This is a genomic window from Paracoccus sp. AK26 (genome assembly GCF_011801365.1).
Taxonomy (GTDB): Bacteria; Pseudomonadota; Alphaproteobacteria; order Rhodobacterales; family Rhodobacteraceae; genus Paracoccus; species Paracoccus aerius.
On record NZ_CP041041.1, the window covers coordinates 168,331 to 185,000 of the forward strand.

General features: G+C 67.2%; 18 protein-coding genes. 8 read left to right on the top strand and 10 right to left on the bottom strand.

Features of this window, described 5'->3' with window-relative positions; translation table 11 throughout:
• The first annotated feature begins 7 nt into the window (after positions 1–7).
• The 3 genes from holA (at position 8) to FIU66_RS00770 (ending at position 2,548) form a co-directional block, all read left to right on the top strand.
• Complete coding sequence (gene holA, locus FIU66_RS00760) at positions 8–1,033, top strand: DNA polymerase III subunit delta (protein WP_167620922.1); 1,026 nt, start codon at positions 8–10, stop codon at positions 1,031–1,033.
• Positions 1,030–2,244: a TIGR03862 family flavoprotein gene (locus FIU66_RS00765; protein WP_167620923.1), complete on the top strand. Its 1,215-nt coding sequence runs from the start codon at positions 1,030–1,032 to the stop codon at positions 2,242–2,244. The genes holA and FIU66_RS00765 overlap by 4 nt, the downstream gene beginning before the upstream one ends.
• Before the next feature lie 85 nt (positions 2,245–2,329).
• Entirely contained in the window at positions 2,330–2,548 is a 219-nt protein-coding gene (locus tag FIU66_RS00770; RefSeq protein ID WP_167620924.1) for a hypothetical protein, read from the top strand.
• A gap of 5 nt (positions 2,549–2,553) precedes the next feature.
• Here FIU66_RS00770 and FIU66_RS00775 read toward each other — a convergent pair whose 3' ends face one another.
• From FIU66_RS00775 to FIU66_RS00790, 4 genes are all read right to left on the bottom strand, one after another.
• A complete protein-coding gene (locus tag FIU66_RS00775) occupies positions 2,554–2,967 on the bottom strand; it encodes a PaaI family thioesterase (protein WP_167620925.1) in 414 nt (137 codons plus the stop codon).
• A 59-nt stretch (positions 2,968–3,026) separates the two neighbouring features.
• Entirely contained in the window at positions 3,027–3,611 is a 585-nt protein-coding gene (locus FIU66_RS00780; protein ID WP_167620926.1) for a lytic transglycosylase, read from the bottom strand.
• A gap of 70 nt (positions 3,612–3,681) precedes the next feature.
• The gene (gene glpK / locus FIU66_RS00785) at positions 3,682–5,142 is read right to left on the bottom strand and encodes a glycerol kinase GlpK (RefSeq protein ID WP_370528931.1); all 1,461 of its coding nucleotides are present in this window, start codon (positions 5,140–5,142) and stop codon (positions 3,682–3,684) included.
• Between the two features lie 11 nt (positions 5,143–5,153).
• Positions 5,154–5,513: a winged helix-turn-helix domain-containing protein gene (locus FIU66_RS00790; protein ID WP_167620928.1), complete on the bottom strand. Its 360-nt coding sequence runs from the start codon at positions 5,511–5,513 to the stop codon at positions 5,154–5,156.
• Between the two features lie 134 nt (positions 5,514–5,647).
• On the opposite strand from FIU66_RS00790, the gene FIU66_RS00795 reads away from it, so the two are divergent.
• Positions 5,648–6,826 carry an acetyl-CoA C-acyltransferase family protein gene (locus FIU66_RS00795; RefSeq protein ID WP_167620930.1) on the top strand — a complete coding sequence of 393 codons (1,179 nt, stop codon included), beginning with the start codon at positions 5,648–5,650 and terminating at the stop codon, positions 6,824–6,826.
• A gap of 2 nt (positions 6,827–6,828) precedes the next feature.
• Here the strand turns inward: FIU66_RS00795 and FIU66_RS00800 are convergent, their stop codons facing one another.
• The 6 genes from FIU66_RS00800 to FIU66_RS00825 all read right to left on the bottom strand — a co-directional run bounded on the left by FIU66_RS00800 (position 6,829) and on the right by FIU66_RS00825 (position 12,540).
• Positions 6,829–7,731, bottom strand: a complete 903-nt coding sequence (locus FIU66_RS00800; protein ID WP_201281072.1) for a DMT family transporter — start codon at positions 7,729–7,731, stop codon at positions 6,829–6,831.
• 329 nt (positions 7,732–8,060) lie between these two features.
• The gene (locus FIU66_RS00805; RefSeq protein WP_167620932.1) at positions 8,061–8,663 is read right to left on the bottom strand and encodes a queuosine precursor transporter; all 603 of its coding nucleotides are present in this window, start codon (positions 8,661–8,663) and stop codon (positions 8,061–8,063) included.
• Between the two features lie 177 nt (positions 8,664–8,840).
• Positions 8,841–9,734 (bottom strand): esterase-like activity of phytase family protein, encoded by an 894-nt coding sequence (locus FIU66_RS00810; protein ID WP_167620934.1) that lies wholly within the window; start codon positions 9,732–9,734, stop codon positions 8,841–8,843.
• A complete protein-coding gene (mepA, locus tag FIU66_RS00815) occupies positions 9,707–10,570 on the bottom strand; it encodes a penicillin-insensitive murein endopeptidase (protein WP_167620936.1) in 864 nt (287 codons plus the stop codon). Before mepA ends, FIU66_RS00810 begins: the two co-directional genes overlap by 28 nt.
• Positions 10,567–11,937, bottom strand: coding sequence for an MFS transporter (locus tag FIU66_RS00820; RefSeq protein ID WP_167620937.1), 1,371 nt, complete (start codon positions 11,935–11,937; stop codon positions 10,567–10,569). Before FIU66_RS00820 ends, mepA begins: the two co-directional genes overlap by 4 nt.
• Positions 11,938–11,979: 42 nt before the next feature.
• Complete coding sequence (locus tag FIU66_RS00825; RefSeq protein WP_167623338.1) at positions 11,980–12,540, bottom strand: acyl-CoA thioesterase; 561 nt, start codon at positions 12,538–12,540, stop codon at positions 11,980–11,982.
• Positions 12,541–12,677: 137 nt separating this feature from the next.
• Here FIU66_RS00825 and FIU66_RS00830 point away from each other — a divergent pair, with 137 nt between their 5' ends.
• The 4 genes from FIU66_RS00830 to FIU66_RS00845 all read left to right on the top strand — a co-directional run bounded on the left by FIU66_RS00830 (position 12,678) and on the right by FIU66_RS00845 (position 16,624).
• A complete protein-coding gene (locus FIU66_RS00830; protein ID WP_167623339.1) occupies positions 12,678–12,971 on the top strand; it encodes a YggT family protein in 294 nt (97 codons plus the stop codon).
• Positions 12,971–15,016 carry a DNA helicase RecQ gene (recQ, locus tag FIU66_RS00835; RefSeq protein WP_167620938.1) on the top strand — a complete coding sequence of 682 codons (2,046 nt, stop codon included), beginning with the start codon at positions 12,971–12,973 and terminating at the stop codon, positions 15,014–15,016. The genes FIU66_RS00830 and recQ overlap by 1 nt, the downstream gene beginning before the upstream one ends.
• 88 nt (positions 15,017–15,104) lie before the next feature.
• Positions 15,105–16,001: a protein-methionine-sulfoxide reductase catalytic subunit MsrP gene (gene msrP / locus FIU66_RS00840; RefSeq protein ID WP_167620939.1), complete on the top strand. Its 897-nt coding sequence runs from the start codon at positions 15,105–15,107 to the stop codon at positions 15,999–16,001.
• A complete protein-coding gene (locus FIU66_RS00845; protein WP_167620940.1) occupies positions 16,001–16,624 on the top strand; it encodes a sulfite oxidase heme-binding subunit YedZ in 624 nt (207 codons plus the stop codon). Before msrP ends, FIU66_RS00845 begins: the two co-directional genes overlap by 1 nt.
• Positions 16,625–16,670: the final 46 nt, after the last annotated feature.

Genomic DNA, 16,670 nt, shown 5'->3' on the forward strand with positions numbered 1-16,670 from the left:
CCTGGCGATGATCCTGAAGGGCGCGGAAATCGCGCGCTATCTGGCGCGGCCCGACCCTTCGCGCCCGGCGCTGCTGATCTATGGCCAGGACGCCATGCGCGTCGCCATGAAACGGGCCGAGGCCGTCAAGGCCCTGGTCGGCGAAAAGGCCGACGAGGAGATGCGCCTGACCCGGATGCCCGGCGCGGCCCTGCGCAAGGATCCGGCGCAACTGCTGGACGCGCTGAAGGAGGTGGGCTTCTTTCCGGGCCAGAGGGTCGTGCTGGTCGAGGACGCGCCCGACACCGCGGCAGATGCGATTCGCGCGGCCCTGGCCGAATGGAAGCCGGGCGATGCGGCATTGGTCGTGACCGCCGGGGGGCTGGGCAAGACCTCGGCCCTGCGCAAGCTGTTCGAGCCGCATCCGACCGCGGTGACCGCGCCCATCTATGACGATCCGCCGGGCGAGGAGGAGGTGGCGCGCTGGCTGGCGGATGCCGGGCTGCGCCAGGTCCCGCCGCCCGCGATGCGCGAGATGATGGTCCTGGCCCGCGCCCTGGATCCGGGCGACCTGCGCCAGACGATCGAAAAGATCGGGCTTTACAAGCATGGCGACGACCAGCCGCTGACGGCCGAGGAAATCGCGCTGATGGCCCCCGCCACCATCGAGGCGGATCTGGACGAGTTGATCCATGTCGTCGCTGAACGCCGCGAAGCCGAGTTCGGCACGATGATGCGCCGGATCGAGGGGCAGGGCGTGAATCCCGTCACGCTGTGCATCGCCGCGCTGCGCCATTTCCGTGCGCTGCACCTGGCCGCCGCCGATCCCGCCGGGCCGGCCGTCGCCCTGTCTAGGATGCGCCCGCCGGTCTTCGGCCCGCGCCGCGACCGCATGGCGCGGCAGGTGCAGGCCTGGGGCATGGGTCCACTGGAAGAGGCGGTGCGGTCCCTGCTGGATTGCGACCTTCTGTTGCGCAGCAGCACCCGCGCACCGCAGATGGCGCTGGTCGAGCGCGCGCTGATCCGCCTGGCGATGACACGGGGACGGCGGTGAGCGAGGCCGTCGAGGCCCTTGTGATCGGCGCGGGTCCGGCAGGCCTTATGGCGGCCGAGATCCTGTCGCAATCCGGGCGGAGGGTCTTGGTCGTCGAGGCGATGCCCACGCCCGCGCGCAAGTTCCTGATGGCCGGGAAGTCGGGGCTGAACCTGACGAAGGACGAGCCTTTTCACGCGTTCGCGCAAAGGTTCATCCTTGGCAGCGGGGGCCGTCTGCCCCCGCACCCCGAAGGATATTTCGATGAAGAAGAAAGCCAGTTTGGTCCTGCCGAGGTGATGGCCTGGGTTCGGGGGCTGGGGATCGAATTGTTCACCGGATCGACCGGGCGGGTGTTTCCGGTCGGCATGAAGGCCTCTCCGCTTTTGCGCGCCTGGCTTGGGCGGTTGCGCGACGGCGGGGTCGAGTTGCGGACCCGGTGGCGGTGGATCGGCGGCGGCTGGCGGTTCGAGACGCCCGACGGGCCGCGCGAGATCCGGCCGCGCGTGGTCGTGCTTGCGCTTGGCGGGGCAAGCTGGCCGCGACTGGGATCGGACGCGACATGGGTGCCCTGGCTGAAGGACGCGGGGGTCGGGGTCGCGCCGTTCCGGCCTGCCAATGTCGGTTTTCGCGTGTCCTGGGCGGCGCCCATGGCGCGTCATTTCGGAACGGCGGTCAAGGGAACCGCATTGCGCGCCGGCGATCTTTCCTCTCGGGGGGAGTGGGTCATCGGTCGGCAGGGGATCGAGGGCGGCGGGGTTTACGAGATCTCGGCCGCGCTGCGCGACGGGGCGGCGGGCCAGGTGGACCTGGCGCCCGATCTGGACCGCGCGGCCCTTGCAGCGCGATTTTCGCGGCCCAAGGGGAAGCTGTCCCTGGGCAATTGGCTGCGCCGGGTGCTGGAGGATCCGGTCAAGGTGGCGCTGCTGCTGGAATGGGGGCGGCCCTTGCCCGGCGATCCGGCGGGATGGGCCGACCTGACGAAGGGGCTGCCGCTGCGCCACGAGGGGCCGATGGCGATAGAGACGGCGATTTCCTCGGCCGGGGGCGTGACCTGGGATTCGGTGACAAAGGCGCAGGAACTGCGGGCCCTGCCCGACGTCTTCGTCGCCGGCGAGATGCTGGACTGGGAAGCGCCGACCGGCGGCTATCTTCTGACGGCCTGCCTGGGCAGCGGGCTGCACGCCGGGCGGGCAGCGGCAGCAAGACTGGCGTCGATGGCAGCGGGCTGAACCGCACTGGCTTGCCAGAACAAGGCCCCAGGGGTTAACCTGGAGGCATGGGAGGAACCCGCCAACCGCAGGGAAAGGGTTTCCGATGTCCTATACGATCACGCATTTCGCGCCCGAGACGCGAAGCCGTATCGATGCCTTCTTCAACCGCTTCGGCCAGGGGACGAACGCCTATCTGGAAGGAAAGGCACGGGCCGCGCAGATCCAGGCGCTTGAAGCGAAGTCCGACGGCGATCTTGCGCTGATGGGCCTGACCCGCGACCGGATCGTGGCCCATGTGTTTCGCGACACCTATTGGATCTGACGGCCTCAGTCCTTCCAGTCGATCACCATCTGCGTCTGGGTGACGATTGCCGCGGTTTTGCCGTCGCCGCGGGTGATGGTCGTCTGCCAGATCTGCGTCGTGCGCCCGATATGCAGGGGCAGGCTGACGGCGCGGGCCACGTCGCCCAGCCGGATCGGGCGCAGGAAGTTGGTCTTGCTTTCCAGGGTCGTCGTCGTCTTGCCCTGGGGCAGGTTCAGGAAGGTGCCGGTGCCGCCCGCGTTATCCGCAAGACCCATGATCGCGCCGCCATGCAGGACGCCGTTGCGATTGGCCAGGACCTGGCTCACCGGCATCTCGAACTCGACCCGTTCCGGCGTGGCGCTGACAAGGCGCGCGCCGATATGGATCGCAAATTCCGGCTGGTCGCAGGCCTCGCGCCTGGTGCGGTCATCGTTCATCGCTGTTCCTTCCACTGCCCGGCCATATCATCCGGCCGGGCGGGAAAGGGCAAGCGGCCTCAGGCCTTGCGGCAGGATACCAGTTGCGCGCGATACATCTGCGCCCGCTGGCCGACCTGGTTCGCGACCCGCACGAGCCAGGGCTTGCCCAGATAGGATTGGCGCGCGAACCCCGAACGGCCTTCGTGATAGGCCAGGTATTGCCCCGTCGCGTCCCCTTTCGAGATGCCCAGCCTGCGCGAGGAATTATGCATGTACCAGCCCATGAAATCGGTCGCATGGCGGATATTGTCGCGCTTGGCGCGGCGGTTGCCGGTTTCCTTCTGGTATTCCTCCCAAGTGCCGTCAAGCGCCTGGGAATAGCCATAGGCACTTGACTGGCGGCCGATGGGAATCACGCCAAGGGCATATTGGTGCGGGGTGCGCGCGTCGCCGATGAACTTCGATTCCTGATGGATCGCCGCCATCTGCACATGGATCGGGATGCCCCATCTGCGTTCCGATGCCTTCATCGCGCGGTAATAGGCCGGTCGTTCCGCCACGATGGCGCAGGCGTTGTCCAGCTGACGAGGCGCCGAATAGTTGCCGCCGCCGCCGCATGACGCGACCAGCCCGACAATCGCGAGTTTCAGAAGCCTGCTCATCCTGCCCTCTTGTCGTTTTCCGGCAATCTTACGGAAATTCACGCAGGGGTGAAATCACAAAGCCGGAAGATCACACCGCCAGGACCGCCTGCACCGCCCTTTGCCAAGCGGAATAGCGCCGATCCCGGTCGCCTTGGGACATTCCCGGTTCAAACCGGCGGTCAAGCTGCCATGCGCGGGCATATTCGTCGGGCGCCGGACACAGGCCTGCGCGATATCCAGCCAGCCAGGCTGCGCCCTGGGCCGTGGTTTCGGTATTCCTGGGCCGGTCCACGGGTGCGCCCAGGATATCGGCCAGGAACTGCATGGCAGGTTCGCTGGCGGTCATGCCGCCATCGACGCGCAGCACCGCATCGCCCGCCTGCGGCCAGTCGGCCCGCATCGCCTCTAGCAGGTCGCGGGTCTGGAAACCCACGCTTTCCAGGGCCGCGCGGGCGAATTCGGCGGGCCCGGTGTTGCGGGTCAGGCCGAAGACCGCGCCGCGGGCATTGGGGGACCAATGGGGTGCGCCAAGGCCGGTAAAGGCGGGGACCATGATGATCTGCTGGCTGTCATCGGCCTGCGCCGACAGGGCTTGGGTCTCCTTGGCCTCGCGGATGATCTTCAGCCCGTCGCGCAGCCATTGGACCACCGCGCCCGCGATGAAGATGCTGCCTTCCAGGGCATAGGTTGTCTTGCCGTCCAACCTGTAGGCGATGGTCGTCAGCAGCCGGTTCTGCGACCGGACGGCCTGGTCGCCCGTGTTCAGCAGGGCAAAGCAGCCGGTGCCATAGGTCGATTTCATCATGCCCGGCCCGAAGCAGGCCTGGCCCACGGTCGCGGCCTGCTGGTCGCCCGCCACGCCCAGGATCGGGATCTCGCGCCCGAACAGGTCGGGACGCGTCGTGCCGAAATCGTCGGCGCTGTCCCTGACCTCGGGCAGCAATTCGCGCGGCACGCCGAACAGGCGGCACATGTCGTCGGACCATTCGCCCTTGCGGATGTCGTACAGGGCGGTGCGGCTGGCATTGGTGGCGTCGGTGACATGGGACTGGCCGCCCGTCAGCTTCCAGATCAGGAAGCTGTCGATCGTGCCGAAGGCCAGGTCGCCCGCCCGCGCCCGGTCCCGCGCGCCTTCGACATTGTCCAGCAGCCAGCCGATCTTGGTGGCGCTGAAATAAGGATCCAGCAGCAGGCCGGTGGTGTTGGTCACCTGATCCTCGGCACCCTCATCGCGCAGGCGGTCGCAGATGTCGGCAGTGCGGCGGTCCTGCCAGACGATGGCGCGGTGGATGGGTTGGCCGGTCTTTCGGTCCCAGATCACCACCGTTTCGCGCTGATTGGTGATGCCGATGGCGTCGATGCGGGGGGCGCCGGCCTTTTCGATGGCGGCGCGGGCGGTTCCGGCGCTGCTGGTCCAGATGTCGTTCGGATCGTGTTCCACCCAGCCTGACCGGGGGAAATGCTGCGGAAACTCGTGCTGGGCCGAGGCCTGCACCGTCAGGTCGTCACGAAAGACAAGCGCCCGGGACGAGGTGGTCCCCTGATCCATCGCCAGTATCGTCATATATCCTCCCCTTTCATCAACGCGCCGATGACGGCCAGATCAGCCGCCCCCTTTTCACGCAAAAGCCGTTCCAGCGCTTCGTAGTGATGCAACACCGCCTGGCCGGTGGGGGTGACCGTCGCCCCGCCTCCGCCCGCACCGCCCCGGCTGCTGTCCACCAGGGGCTGGGCAAAGGCCGCGTTCATCTCCTCGACCAGGGACCAAGCCCGCTTGTAGCTCATCCCCATCTGCCGCCCTGCGGCCGAGATGGACCCCAGCTGGCCGATCAGCCGCAGAAGCTGCGCCTTGCCCGGCCCCAGCACCAGCGGGGCGTCGTATTCCAGCCGCAGCTTGATGCGGGGGCCGTCCCTGTCCATCGCGATTCGGTTCCTGTTCTTGCGGCAACGTTAGCCGCAGGTCGCGGGCCGGTGCAAACGACGCCACGACGCGCTTGGCGGGCGGGACGGGCGCGGCCTATGCTTGCCGCGACACCAAGGGGAAGGGGTTCAACATGTCCACCGATATCGTCATCCTGTCCGGCGCGCGCACCGCCATCGGCACCTTCGGCGGCAGCCTGGCCGCCATTCCGCCCATCGACCTGGCCACGACCGTGACCCGCGCCGCGATCGAGCGTGCTGGGGTGGCCCCTGACCGGATCGGGCAGGTGGTCTTCGGCCATGTCCTGAACACCGAACCCCGCGACATGTATCTGTCGCGCGTGGCGATGCTGAATGCGGGCGTCCCCGACACCACGCCCGCGATGAACGTGAACCGGCTTTGCGGCTCGGGCGCGCAGGCCATTGTCTCGGCAGCCCAGGCGCTGATGCTGGGCGACGCCGACTTCGCCGTCGCGGGCGGCGCCGAAAGCATGAGCCGCGCGCCTTATGCGATCAGCTCGGCCCGGTTCGGGGCCAAGATGGGCGACCAGAAGATGATGGACATGATGTCCGGCGCGCTGACCTGCCCGATGGGCACCGGCCACATGGGCGTCACGGCCGAAAACGTGGCCGTCGAACATGAGATCAGCCGGCAGGCGCAGGACGAATTTGCGATGGAATCGCAGCGCCGCGCGGCGGCTGCGATCGCGGCAGGGCATTTCAAGAACCAAATCGTGCCGGTCGAGGTGAAGGGTCGCAAGGGTCCGATCACCTTTGACACGGATGAACATCCCAAGGAAACCGGCCTCGACAAGCTGGCGGGGCTGAAGGCGGTCTTCAAGAAGGACGGCTCGGTGACGGCCGGCAATGCCAGCGGCATCAATGATGGTGCTGCGGCCCTTGTGCTGGCGCGGGCGGATGCCGCGCAGGCTGCGGGCCTGACGCCCCGCGCGCGGATCCTGGGCTATGCCGTGGCGGGCGTGCGCCCCGAGGTGATGGGCATCGGTCCCATCCCGGCAGTCCAGAGGCTGCTGGAAAAAACCGGCCTGTCTGTGGGCGATTTCGACGTGATCGAATCGAACGAGGCCTTCGCGGCACAGGCGCTTGCCGTGAACAAGGGGCTGGGGCTGGACCCGGCCCGGGTGAACCCCAATGGCGGGGCCATCGCGCTTGGTCATCCGGTGGGGGCGACCGGCGCGATCATTACCGTCAAGGCGCTGTATGAACTGGAAAGGATCGGCGGCAAGCGCGGGCTGATCACCATGTGCATCGGCGGCGGACAGGGCATCGCCCTGGCCATCGAACTGATGTGATCCTAGGCCGGTTGCGCCGTCGCGGCTTGCCGCGACAGGCGCAGCGCGGCGATCCCGGCCAGGATGATCACGGCGCTGCCGATGATCGTCCAGCCGTCGGGCGTTTCGCCAAAGATGGCGGAGCCCGCGACCATTGCGAAGATCAGGCGGGTATAGCGGAAGGGCGTTACCGCGCCGACCTGGCCCGTGCGCATCGCCACCGTCAGGAATGTATAGGCACAGACCCCCGCCGCCGCAGCCGCCAGAAGACCCGCCCAGGTCGCGCCATCCGGCGCGGTCAGGGGGCCGCCGAAGGGCAGGACGATCAGCCCCGCCACGATCAGCATAGAAAAGCCCACCACGCCCAGCTGGCGGAAGGACAGCGAAACGGGCGCGGCACGGGTCGCCAGGTCGCGCCCCGCGAACCCCAGCATCGCCATGATCGCCAGCAGCGACAGCATCCCGAAACCGTCCGTTCCCGGCCGCAGGATCAGCAGGACGCCCCCGAAGCCCAGGGCCACCGCCAGCCAGCGGCGCGGGCCGATGCTTTCGCCGAATAGCATGGCTGCACCCACCATCACCACCAGCGGCGTGGCCTGCAGGATGGCGGATGCCGTGGACAGTGGCGTCAGGGCGATGGCCAGCATGTAGAACAGCCGGCCCGTCACCTCGGACAGCGACCGCAGCACCATCGCCCGTCCAAGCATGGCGCGTGTCAGCGGCGCTTCGCCCGCCAGCAGGGCAAGGGCGGCAAAGGTCGCGGTCCCCAGGACGCCGAAGGTGATCAGAACCTGGCCCGGCGGCAGGCTGACCGCCGCAAGCTTGAGCAGCGAATCCTCGACCGCGAAGCCCGCCATGGACAGCACCATGAAGACGGCGCCCCGCAGGTTGAAGGCGGCGCCGAGGCGTGCGTGGGGATCAGACATGGCGGGCCCTTGGCTTTGACGGGAACGGGGCAAGCAGTCCCCATCGCGGCGTCCAAGGCAAGCGGCCCCCGCAAAAAGGCCGACAAAGGCCCAAAAGGAACGGGCCGCCCTAGATCAAGGCGGCCCGCGAGATCCACGGAGATGGTCCGGTTAGGGATGGGTAAGCATCCGGTCCCAACCAGGGTTTACGACCCTCGGGGCTGCCCTCAGGCCACGGCCCCCCTGACTGTTCCGACACCTCTCTCCAATATCACTCTCGACACTGGACCACCTCCTTTCAATGTGTTGCCGTTATAGGGAAAGCCTGCCACAGATCGGACCCGTGTCAATCAGATTGTTCGCTCGGCCCGCAACAAATTGCGCACGATGAGGCGGAAGGGCACAAGGGTCAGTATGGCCAGACTCATCTTGACCATCCAATCGGCAGTTGCCAAGGAAACCCACAGCGCAGTGACCGGTCCTTGACCAAGCAGCGGAACGGCCTCGTTCGCCCAGCCCGTATTGGCGTCATGGGGCAGGGCCGCGGTAAAGGCGATGGTGAAGAAGATCGCCGTATCCAGCACCGATCCGACCGAGGACGAGGTCAGCGGCGCCACCCACCAGCGGCGCTGCCGCAGGGCATTGAAGACGAGGATGTCGACCAGTTGCGCGATCAGGAAGGCCGCGCCCGAGCCGATGGCGATTCGGATGGTCGTCTTGTCCAGGCCCGCGGCGATGACCGAACAGATCACGCCCACGACAAACCCCACCAGCACGACGCGGCGGGCTGCGGCGGGACCATAGACGCGGTTCATCACCTCGGTGACCAGAAAGGCGAAGGGATAGGTGAAGGCGCCCCAGGTCAGCCAGTTGCCGACCGTGAATTGTACAAGGATGTTCGAGGCCACGACGATGATGGCCATGGCAAGGATGCCGGGCAGATAGCGGGTCATTGATGGTTTCCGTTTTACAAGGTCGCGGAACAACTCGGCCCCGCGGATGCGGGACAGCGCGGCCTTAGGCGCAGGCCGGGTGCCTTGTCAATCGCGGCGGCCCCATCTTCTGTGGGCAAACATCCTCGGGGGGCAGGGGGGCGAAGCGCCCCTGCTATCGCGGGACGCAAGACACCCTCAGTCGCGCAGCCGGTATTCGACCAGTTCGGTGCGCTGCACGAACAGGAAGTTGTCGTCCGAGATCATCGTCAGCCTGATCCCCTGCCCGTCGTGCCAGACCGCGATCCCTTCAAGGTTGTCGTATTGCAGCGGCCGGGTGGTCAGCAGGATTTCCTCGTTCGCCGGGCCGTTTTCGGTCAGTTGCATCCGCCGGACGCGCGAGGCGAAGCCCAGGATGCCCTGGAAGTCGCGTTCAAGCAGGTAGAACCAGCCGTCAGGGCCGAAATCGGCGCCCACGGCCAGCCAGCGCGGGTCTCGGCGGATCTCTCCAGCCCGGCCCCAGCGGTTGTCGCGGAAGGTCAGGATCGGGAAGGGCTCGGCCTCGGATCCCGACCGTTCGGGAACGGCATAAAGCGTGCCGTCGCGGATCGCCACCGCCTCGAGCCCGGTATTGAGGCGCATCCCCGGCAGCTTGGGCGGCGGTTTCATGGGCCTGGCCCGTGCGTCCGGATCGGCATAAAGGGCCACCCGGTCCAGGCCCTCGAAGCTGACCCAGATGCGGCCGTCTTGGCCGATGGCCAGCCCTTCGCTGTCGCCGGTATAGCCGGGCGGCAGGGGGCGGCCCTTGCTGTCCTTCAGGTGGGCGCGTCCGGCCGTGTTCATCGCGCGGATGACGCCCTGCGAATCCCGCTCGATGCTGCCCCAGTACAGATGGGCCCGGTCGGTCAGGGCATGGAAGCGGCTGCCGTCTTCGCTGAGTTCGATCCCCGAGAAGCCGCCGAAGCTGTCGTCATCGCCCGACCAGACAAAGGTGCCCACATATTCCAGCGACGCGGCCGGCGCAGGGGCGCCGGCCGCGATCAGGAACAGCGACAGGAACGCCCCTAGGGCGCGCCGGCGACGGTGCGGCATTGGCTGGGCAATTCGGAAAGACGGAACGTCCGGGGATGGCGATAATTCGGGTCCGGCGGCGTGGGTTTGACGCGGCTTGGGTCGATGCGGTTCTTGATCCACTCGGCGGCCTCGGCGCAGCCGTCGCCCGGGGGCGGCGGATCCTGGCGATCGCAGATCGACCCGCGCGGGCAGGACAGCCGGACATGGAAGTGATAGTTATGGGCATTGATCGGCCGCACCTTGCGCAGCCAGGATCGGTCGCCGCGCTCCATCTGGCACATGGCGACCTTGGCGACCGGATCGACGAAAATGCGTTCCACGCGCGGATCGCGGGCGGCGGCCCGCATGATCGACATATGCCCGCCGTTCCAGACATTCGTCAGGCCCACGCCCCGCCGGTCGGTGATGGACTCGGACGAGATGCTTTCGCGCTGCGCGGGCGACAGGTTCAGGGACGAGGGTGGCAGCATCCAGATGTCGGCGTCCAGCCCCAACTGATGGCTGGCATGCCCCGAGGTCATCGGCCCGCCGCGCGGCTGGCTCATGTCGCCGATGTAAAGGCCCCGCCATCCCGCCTGCTGGGCAGCCTGCGACAGACCGACCAGGAAATTGACCAATTCGGGATGGCCCCAGTTGCGGTTGCGGGACAGGCGCATGGCCTGCCAGCTTGGCCCGCTTTCGGGAAGCTGCACGAAGCCCTGGCCGCAACCCTTGGAATAGAAGCCGATCGACACGGCCGGCCCCTGCGATGCGCTTTGGAAGCTGCCGAAGACATCCTTGGCCAGCGGGTCGGCGGATGCGGGCATGACAAGGCCAGCCACGATGGCGGCGGCGGTCAGGAACTTGCGGATCACTGCTCTACCTCTCCTTCGGGTTTGACCCAGACTAGCAGAACAACCGACAGGATAAACAGCACGATCAGCGGAGAGATGCCCAACCGCTGGTTCCCGCTTATGTCGGTGACCACCGCGATCAGCAGCGGCGCCAGGAATGCGGTGGCCTTGCCCGACAGGGCGTAAAGGCCGAAACCCTCGGTTGCGCGGGCCTCGGTCGTGTGGCGGACCATCATCGTGCGGCTGGCGGCCTGCATCGCGCCGCCCGCCCCGCCGATCAGCGCGCCACACAGGAAGAAGACCAGATCCGGAACATAAAGGCGGCCGAAGACCGGGTTGTCGGGCACCGCCATGCCGAACAGCGTTTCCCGGTCCATGCCGACGACGACGACGCAGACGCCGGTCAGGATCAGGATCGTGCCGATGATGACAGGCTTCGGGCCCCAGGCACGGTCCGCGCGCCCGCCCGCCCAACTGACGAGGGCCGCGGCTATTGCGCTGACCACGCCGAAGACGCCCGCCTGGAAGACCGGCCAGCCCAGCACGGTTGCCGCATAGACCCCCCCAAAGCCGTAAAGCGCGTTCAGCGCGTCGCGCGACAGCATGGATGATGCCAGCCAGGCCGCCAGGCTGTGGCGGTGCCGCAGGCTGCGGATCAGCGCCCACAGGTCGCGCATGGCCGGGCCGATGCGGATCGGCTGGCCCGGGCCGCGGGGTTCGCGTACCCACAGGAAGAAGGGGATCATGAAAAGGGCGTACCAGATCGCCACGAAGGGACCGACGAAGCGGGTGCCTTCCCGCGCGGCGGGATCCAGCCCGAACAGCGGATCCAGCCCCAGCAGCGTCTTGCCCGACGGCGTTTCCTGGAACAGCGCCAGCATCACGGCCAGCGACACGACCCCGCCCAGATAGCCGAAGGCATAGCCGGATCCCGACAGCCGCCCGATCTCGTTCCTCGGGGCAAGGCCCGGCAGCAGGGCATTGGTGAAGATCGTCGCGAACTCGACCCCGATCAGGCCGATGCCGAACAGGACCACCGCCTGCACCAGGGCCGGCTGCTGCGGCATCAGGAACCACAGCCCGGCAGAACCCACCACATAAAGGATCGAGAAGAACCGGATCCAGGGCATCCGCCGCCCCGAGGTATCGGCAATCGCCCCCAGGATCGGCGCGCACAGGGCGATGATGATGCCGCTGACCGACAGTCCGTATCCCCACAGGGCCTGCGCCTGCGCCCCCGCCAGGCGCAGGTCGCCGCCGATGGTCAGGAAATGGCGCTGCGCGACCTCGGCGAAATAGACCGAGAAGACGAAGGTCAGCAGAAGCGTATGAAAAGGCTGGCTGGCCCAGTCGAAGAACCACCAACCCCAGATCCGTTTGCGGTCCATCCCCCCTCGCGCGCCGTTCGCGGCCATAAGGCCGAAGCGGCGTCAGGCTGGCAAGTGGGCTTTTGCGTCAGGGGGAAGCACGGGCGGCCAGGGCCGCTGTCCGTCCGCCTCGATCCAGGCGGCGATCCAGTCGGGCAGGGGCGGGCTGTCGGGGGCTGCGCCAAGTGCGGCCATCACCTCGGCCGGTGGCACGATCCCCTGGGCCGAGGTGATGGCCGAGCGGATCAGGACCTGGTTGCAGCAATCGGCACCCTTCCACATCGACTGGTCCATGTAGATGAAGCGGTGGTCCCAGCCCGCCACGCGCGAGATCATGGTGAAGCGTTCAAAGGCGCGGATGCGGCGGCGATAGCGGACCGAGCTGCCCGCGACGGTGATGCCCCATTTGCGGTCGCGCAGGACCGGGATCAGCCCGCTGCGCTGCGCCATGGGGATCCGGCCCAGGTCGAACAGGGTCAGGGTGCGGCCGTTGTTCAGCTCGATCCAGGGATCCAGATCCCAGGGCCAGCAGACATGGGTCGAGACATGCGTTCCCGTCACCCCGAGCCGCGGGGCATTGCGGAACTTGACCATCTCCTTGGCGAAGCGGAACAGGGGATACATCGCGGGTCCTTCGGTTGCCTGGTCCAAGGTCGTCGCCCCGGCCCACGTGATCGTCAACGGGGGACGCTGCGGCAACTTGCTTGCGAAGCCCGGCGCGCATCCCCATAACAAGCCCGAACGCGAAAAACGGGGGCATGATGGGAACGCTTTACGAGGCCTTGCAACTGATCCTGCAGGTGGTGTGGTTCGTGATGATCGTCCATATCATCATGTCCTGGCTGATCAATTTCCAGGTCCTGAACCTGCGCCAGCCGCTGGTCGCGCAACTGTGGGACGGGTTGAACCGCCTGCTGGAACCCATCTACCGCCCGATCCGGGGCGTGCTGCCGAATACCGGCGGCCTGGATCTGGCGCCACTGGTCCTGTTCATCATCATCATCATCCTGCAGCGCGCCCTGGCGAACAACGCGGGCTTCTTCTACGGGGTGTGATGCTGCCCCAGGACCCATCCGGCGACCTGCTGCGACAGGTCTGGGGCTTCGACGGTTTCCGCCCCGGCCAGCAAGAGATCGTCGAGGCGGTGGCCCAGGGCCGCGACGTGCTGGCGATCATGCCCACGGGCGGTGGCAAGTCGCTGTGCTTTCAACTGCCCGCGCTGATGCGCGACGGCGTGACGGTTGTCATCTCGCCGCTGATCGCCCTGATGCGCGACCAGGTCCGCGCCCTGCGCGAGGCGGGCGTGGCGGCGGGCGCCCTGACCAGCGGTAACACGGACGAGGAAACGGATGCCGTCTTTCAGGCCCTGTCGCGGGCCGAGTTGAAGCTGCTGTATATGGCGCCGGAACGGCTTGCCTCGGGCGGGACGCTGTCCCTGCTGCGGCGCGCGGGCGTGACGGCCATCGCCGTGGACGAGGCGCATTGCGTCAGCCAATGGGGCCACGACTTCCGCCCCGACTATCTGCGGATCGGCGACCTGAAGCGGGCCCTGGGCGTGCCGCTGGCGGCCTTCACCGCGACCGCGGACGTCGAGACGCGGGCCGAGATCGTCTCGCGCCTGTTCGACGGGCGGGAACCGGTCACCTTCCTGCGCGGCTTCGACCGGCCGAACCTGCGCCTGGCCTTCCAGCCCAAGGACAGCCCGCGCAAGCAGGTGCTTGATTTCGTGGCCGTCCGGCGCGGCCAGTCGGGCATCATCTATTGCGCCAGCCGGGCACGAACGGAAACGCTAGCGCAGGCGCTGACGCAGGCGGGCCATGCGGCGGTGGCCTATCACGCGGGTCTCGAGGCCGAGACGCGGCGCGCGGTCGAGGTGCGATTCCAGCGGGAAGACGGGTTGATCGTGGTCGCCACGATCGCCTTCGGCATGGGCATCGACAAGCCCGATATCCGCTGGGTGCTGCACGCCGACCTGCCCAAGACCATCGAGGGCTATTACCAGGAAATCGGCCGGGCGGGCCGCGACGGCGATCCCGCCGATACGCTGACGCTTTATGGCCCCGACGACATCCGCCTGCGCCGCACCCAGATCGACGAAGGTCTGGCCGAACCCGCCCGCAAGGCTGCCGACCACGCCCGGCTGAACGCGCTTCTGGGCTTGGCCGAGGCGACCGGCTGCCGCCGCCGTAAGCTGCTGGCCTATTTCGGCGAGGATCTGGCCGAGGATTGCGGGAACTGCGACCTGTGCATCGCGCCGCCGAAACTGTTCGACGCGACCCAAGCCGTGCGCAAGGCGCTTTCGGCCATCCTGCGCACCGGCGAATGGTTCGGCGCGACGCATCTTATCGACATCCTGACCGGCAACACGACCGAAAAGGTGCGCGAACGCGGCCATGACCAGTTGCCCACCTTCGGCGTCGGCCGCGACCACAGCCGCGCGCAATGGCAGGCGATCTTCCGGCAGATGATGGGCCGCGACCTGTGCCGCCCCGATCCGGAACGCCACGGCGCGCTCCACCTGACCGAGGCCGCCCATCCCGTTCTGCGCGGCGAGGAAAGCGTGACCCTGCGCCACGACACCACCGCGTCCCGCCCCGCCACGGTGCTGCGCACCCAGGTCAGCGAGGAAGACGAGCCGCTGCTCTCTGCGCTGAAGGCCAAGCGCCGCGCCCTGGCCGAGGCCGCGCGCGTGCCCGCCTATGTCATCTTCCCCGACCGCACTCTGATCGAGATGGCCGAGAAGCGCCCCCAGAGCCTGGACCAGATGGCCCAGGTCGGCGGGGTAGGGGCCAAGAAGCTGGAAAGCTATGGCCGCGACTTCCTGGCGGTGATCGCGGGCGAGGTGCCCGACATGCACCCGCAGCGCCGCAAGCTGGCGGGCCGCCCGGAAGGCGCGCTGTTCGACCGGCTGGTCGCGGTGCAGGCCGACCTGCTGCGCGGGCCGGACGGGACCGAGAAGCCGCTGTCATGTTCCACCGCCCAGATCCGCCGCATCGCCGAGGCCCGTCCCGGCGACGAGGCCGGGCTGGCCCGCCACCTGGACCAGGCGCGGCTGGACCGCTTCGGCGCGGCCTTCCTGCGCGAAATCGCAGCGGCTTGATTGAATTGTCAGTGTAAAGTGAACGTGATGCCCTGCCCGGGGCGTTTTTGCGTCAGTATCCTGATGCGGCATCCTGTGGGAGAGAGTCATGAAACTTCGCTGGTCCGACGTTACCCCGAAAGCCCAATACCTCAACCGCCGCGCCTTTATCGCGGCAGGGGCGGTGACAATGGCGGCGCCCGCCTGGGCCCTGACCGGCAAGCCGTCGGCCTATTCGACCGTCCAGAAGCCGAACACGCTGGAAGAGATCACCAACTACAACAACTTCTATGAATTCGGCATGGATAAGACCGATCCCGCTCGCTACGCGGGCGCCATGACCACCGATCCCTGGTCGGTCGAGATCGGCGGCCTGGTCGATCGGCCCGGCAGCTATGGTGTGGACGACCTTGCCCCCGCCAACGCGCTGGAGGAGCGGATCTATCGCCTGCGCTGCGTCGAGGCCTGGTCGATGGTGATCCCCTGGATCGGCGTGCCGCTGGCGGGCGTGCTGGAAAAGGCGGGCGTCCAGCCCGGCGCCAAGTTCGTGGCTTTCGAAACGCTGTATCGCCCGGAAGAAATGCGCGGCCAGTCCCGCCCGATCCTCGACTGGCCCTACAAGGAAGGCCTGCGCATCGACGAGGCGATGCATCCGCTGACGATCCTGGCTGTCGGTCTTTACGGCGACGTGCTGCCCAACCAGAACGGCGCCCCGATCCGGCTAGTGGTGCCTTGGAAATACGGCTTCAAGTCGATCAAGTCGGTCGTCAAGATCACGCTGACCGACCGCCAGCCCATGTCCACATGGGAACAGATGCAGCCTTCGGAATATGGCTTCTATGCCAACGTGAACCCGCAGGTCGATCACCCGCGTTGGAGCCAGGCCACCGAGCGCCGCATCGGCGCGGGCCTGTTTGGCGGGCGCGAGGAAACGCAGATGTTCAACGGTTATGGCGACCAAGTCGCCTCGCTTTATGCCGGGATGGATCTGGCAAGGAATTATTGATGCGTGCCGCCGTGAACGGATGGCTGCGGGTCATCCCGGTCTGGGCCCTGTGGCTGGGCGGGCTGGTGCCGCTGGCGCTGCTGGTCTGGGACACGGTTAATGGCGGATTGGGAATCGACCCGATCCGCGACATCGAACACAGGCTGGGGCGGACCGCGCTGTACTTCCTGATCGCCAGCCTGGCCGTGACGCCGGTGCTGCGCATCACGGGGGTCAGCTTCATCCGCTTCCGCCGCGCTCTGGGGCTTTTGTGCTTCACCTATGCGGGGCTGCATGTGCTGTCCTGGGCGGTGATGGACATGGCGCTGCTGTGGGGCGCAATGGCGCGGGACGTGGTTAAGCGGCCTTACCTGGTCTTTGGCATGGTGTCCTTCCTGATGCTGCTGGCCCTGGCGGTTACCTCGAACAATGCCTCGATCCGCAGGATGGGCGGGACGGCTTGGCGCAGGCTGCACAAGTTGGCCTACATCGCCGCACCCCTGGTCACCCTGCACTGGATCTGGGCGCTGAAGACCTTCCCCCTGGAACCTGTTCTGTGGCTGTCGGCGATTCTGGTTCTTCTGGGCCTGCGAGTCGCCATCCCTAGGCCCATCCGCTGGGGCCAAGCCGCGACAGTGAAATAATTATTGCGTAAAAGCAGTTGGTTGCATGAAATGTGACCATTCTGCG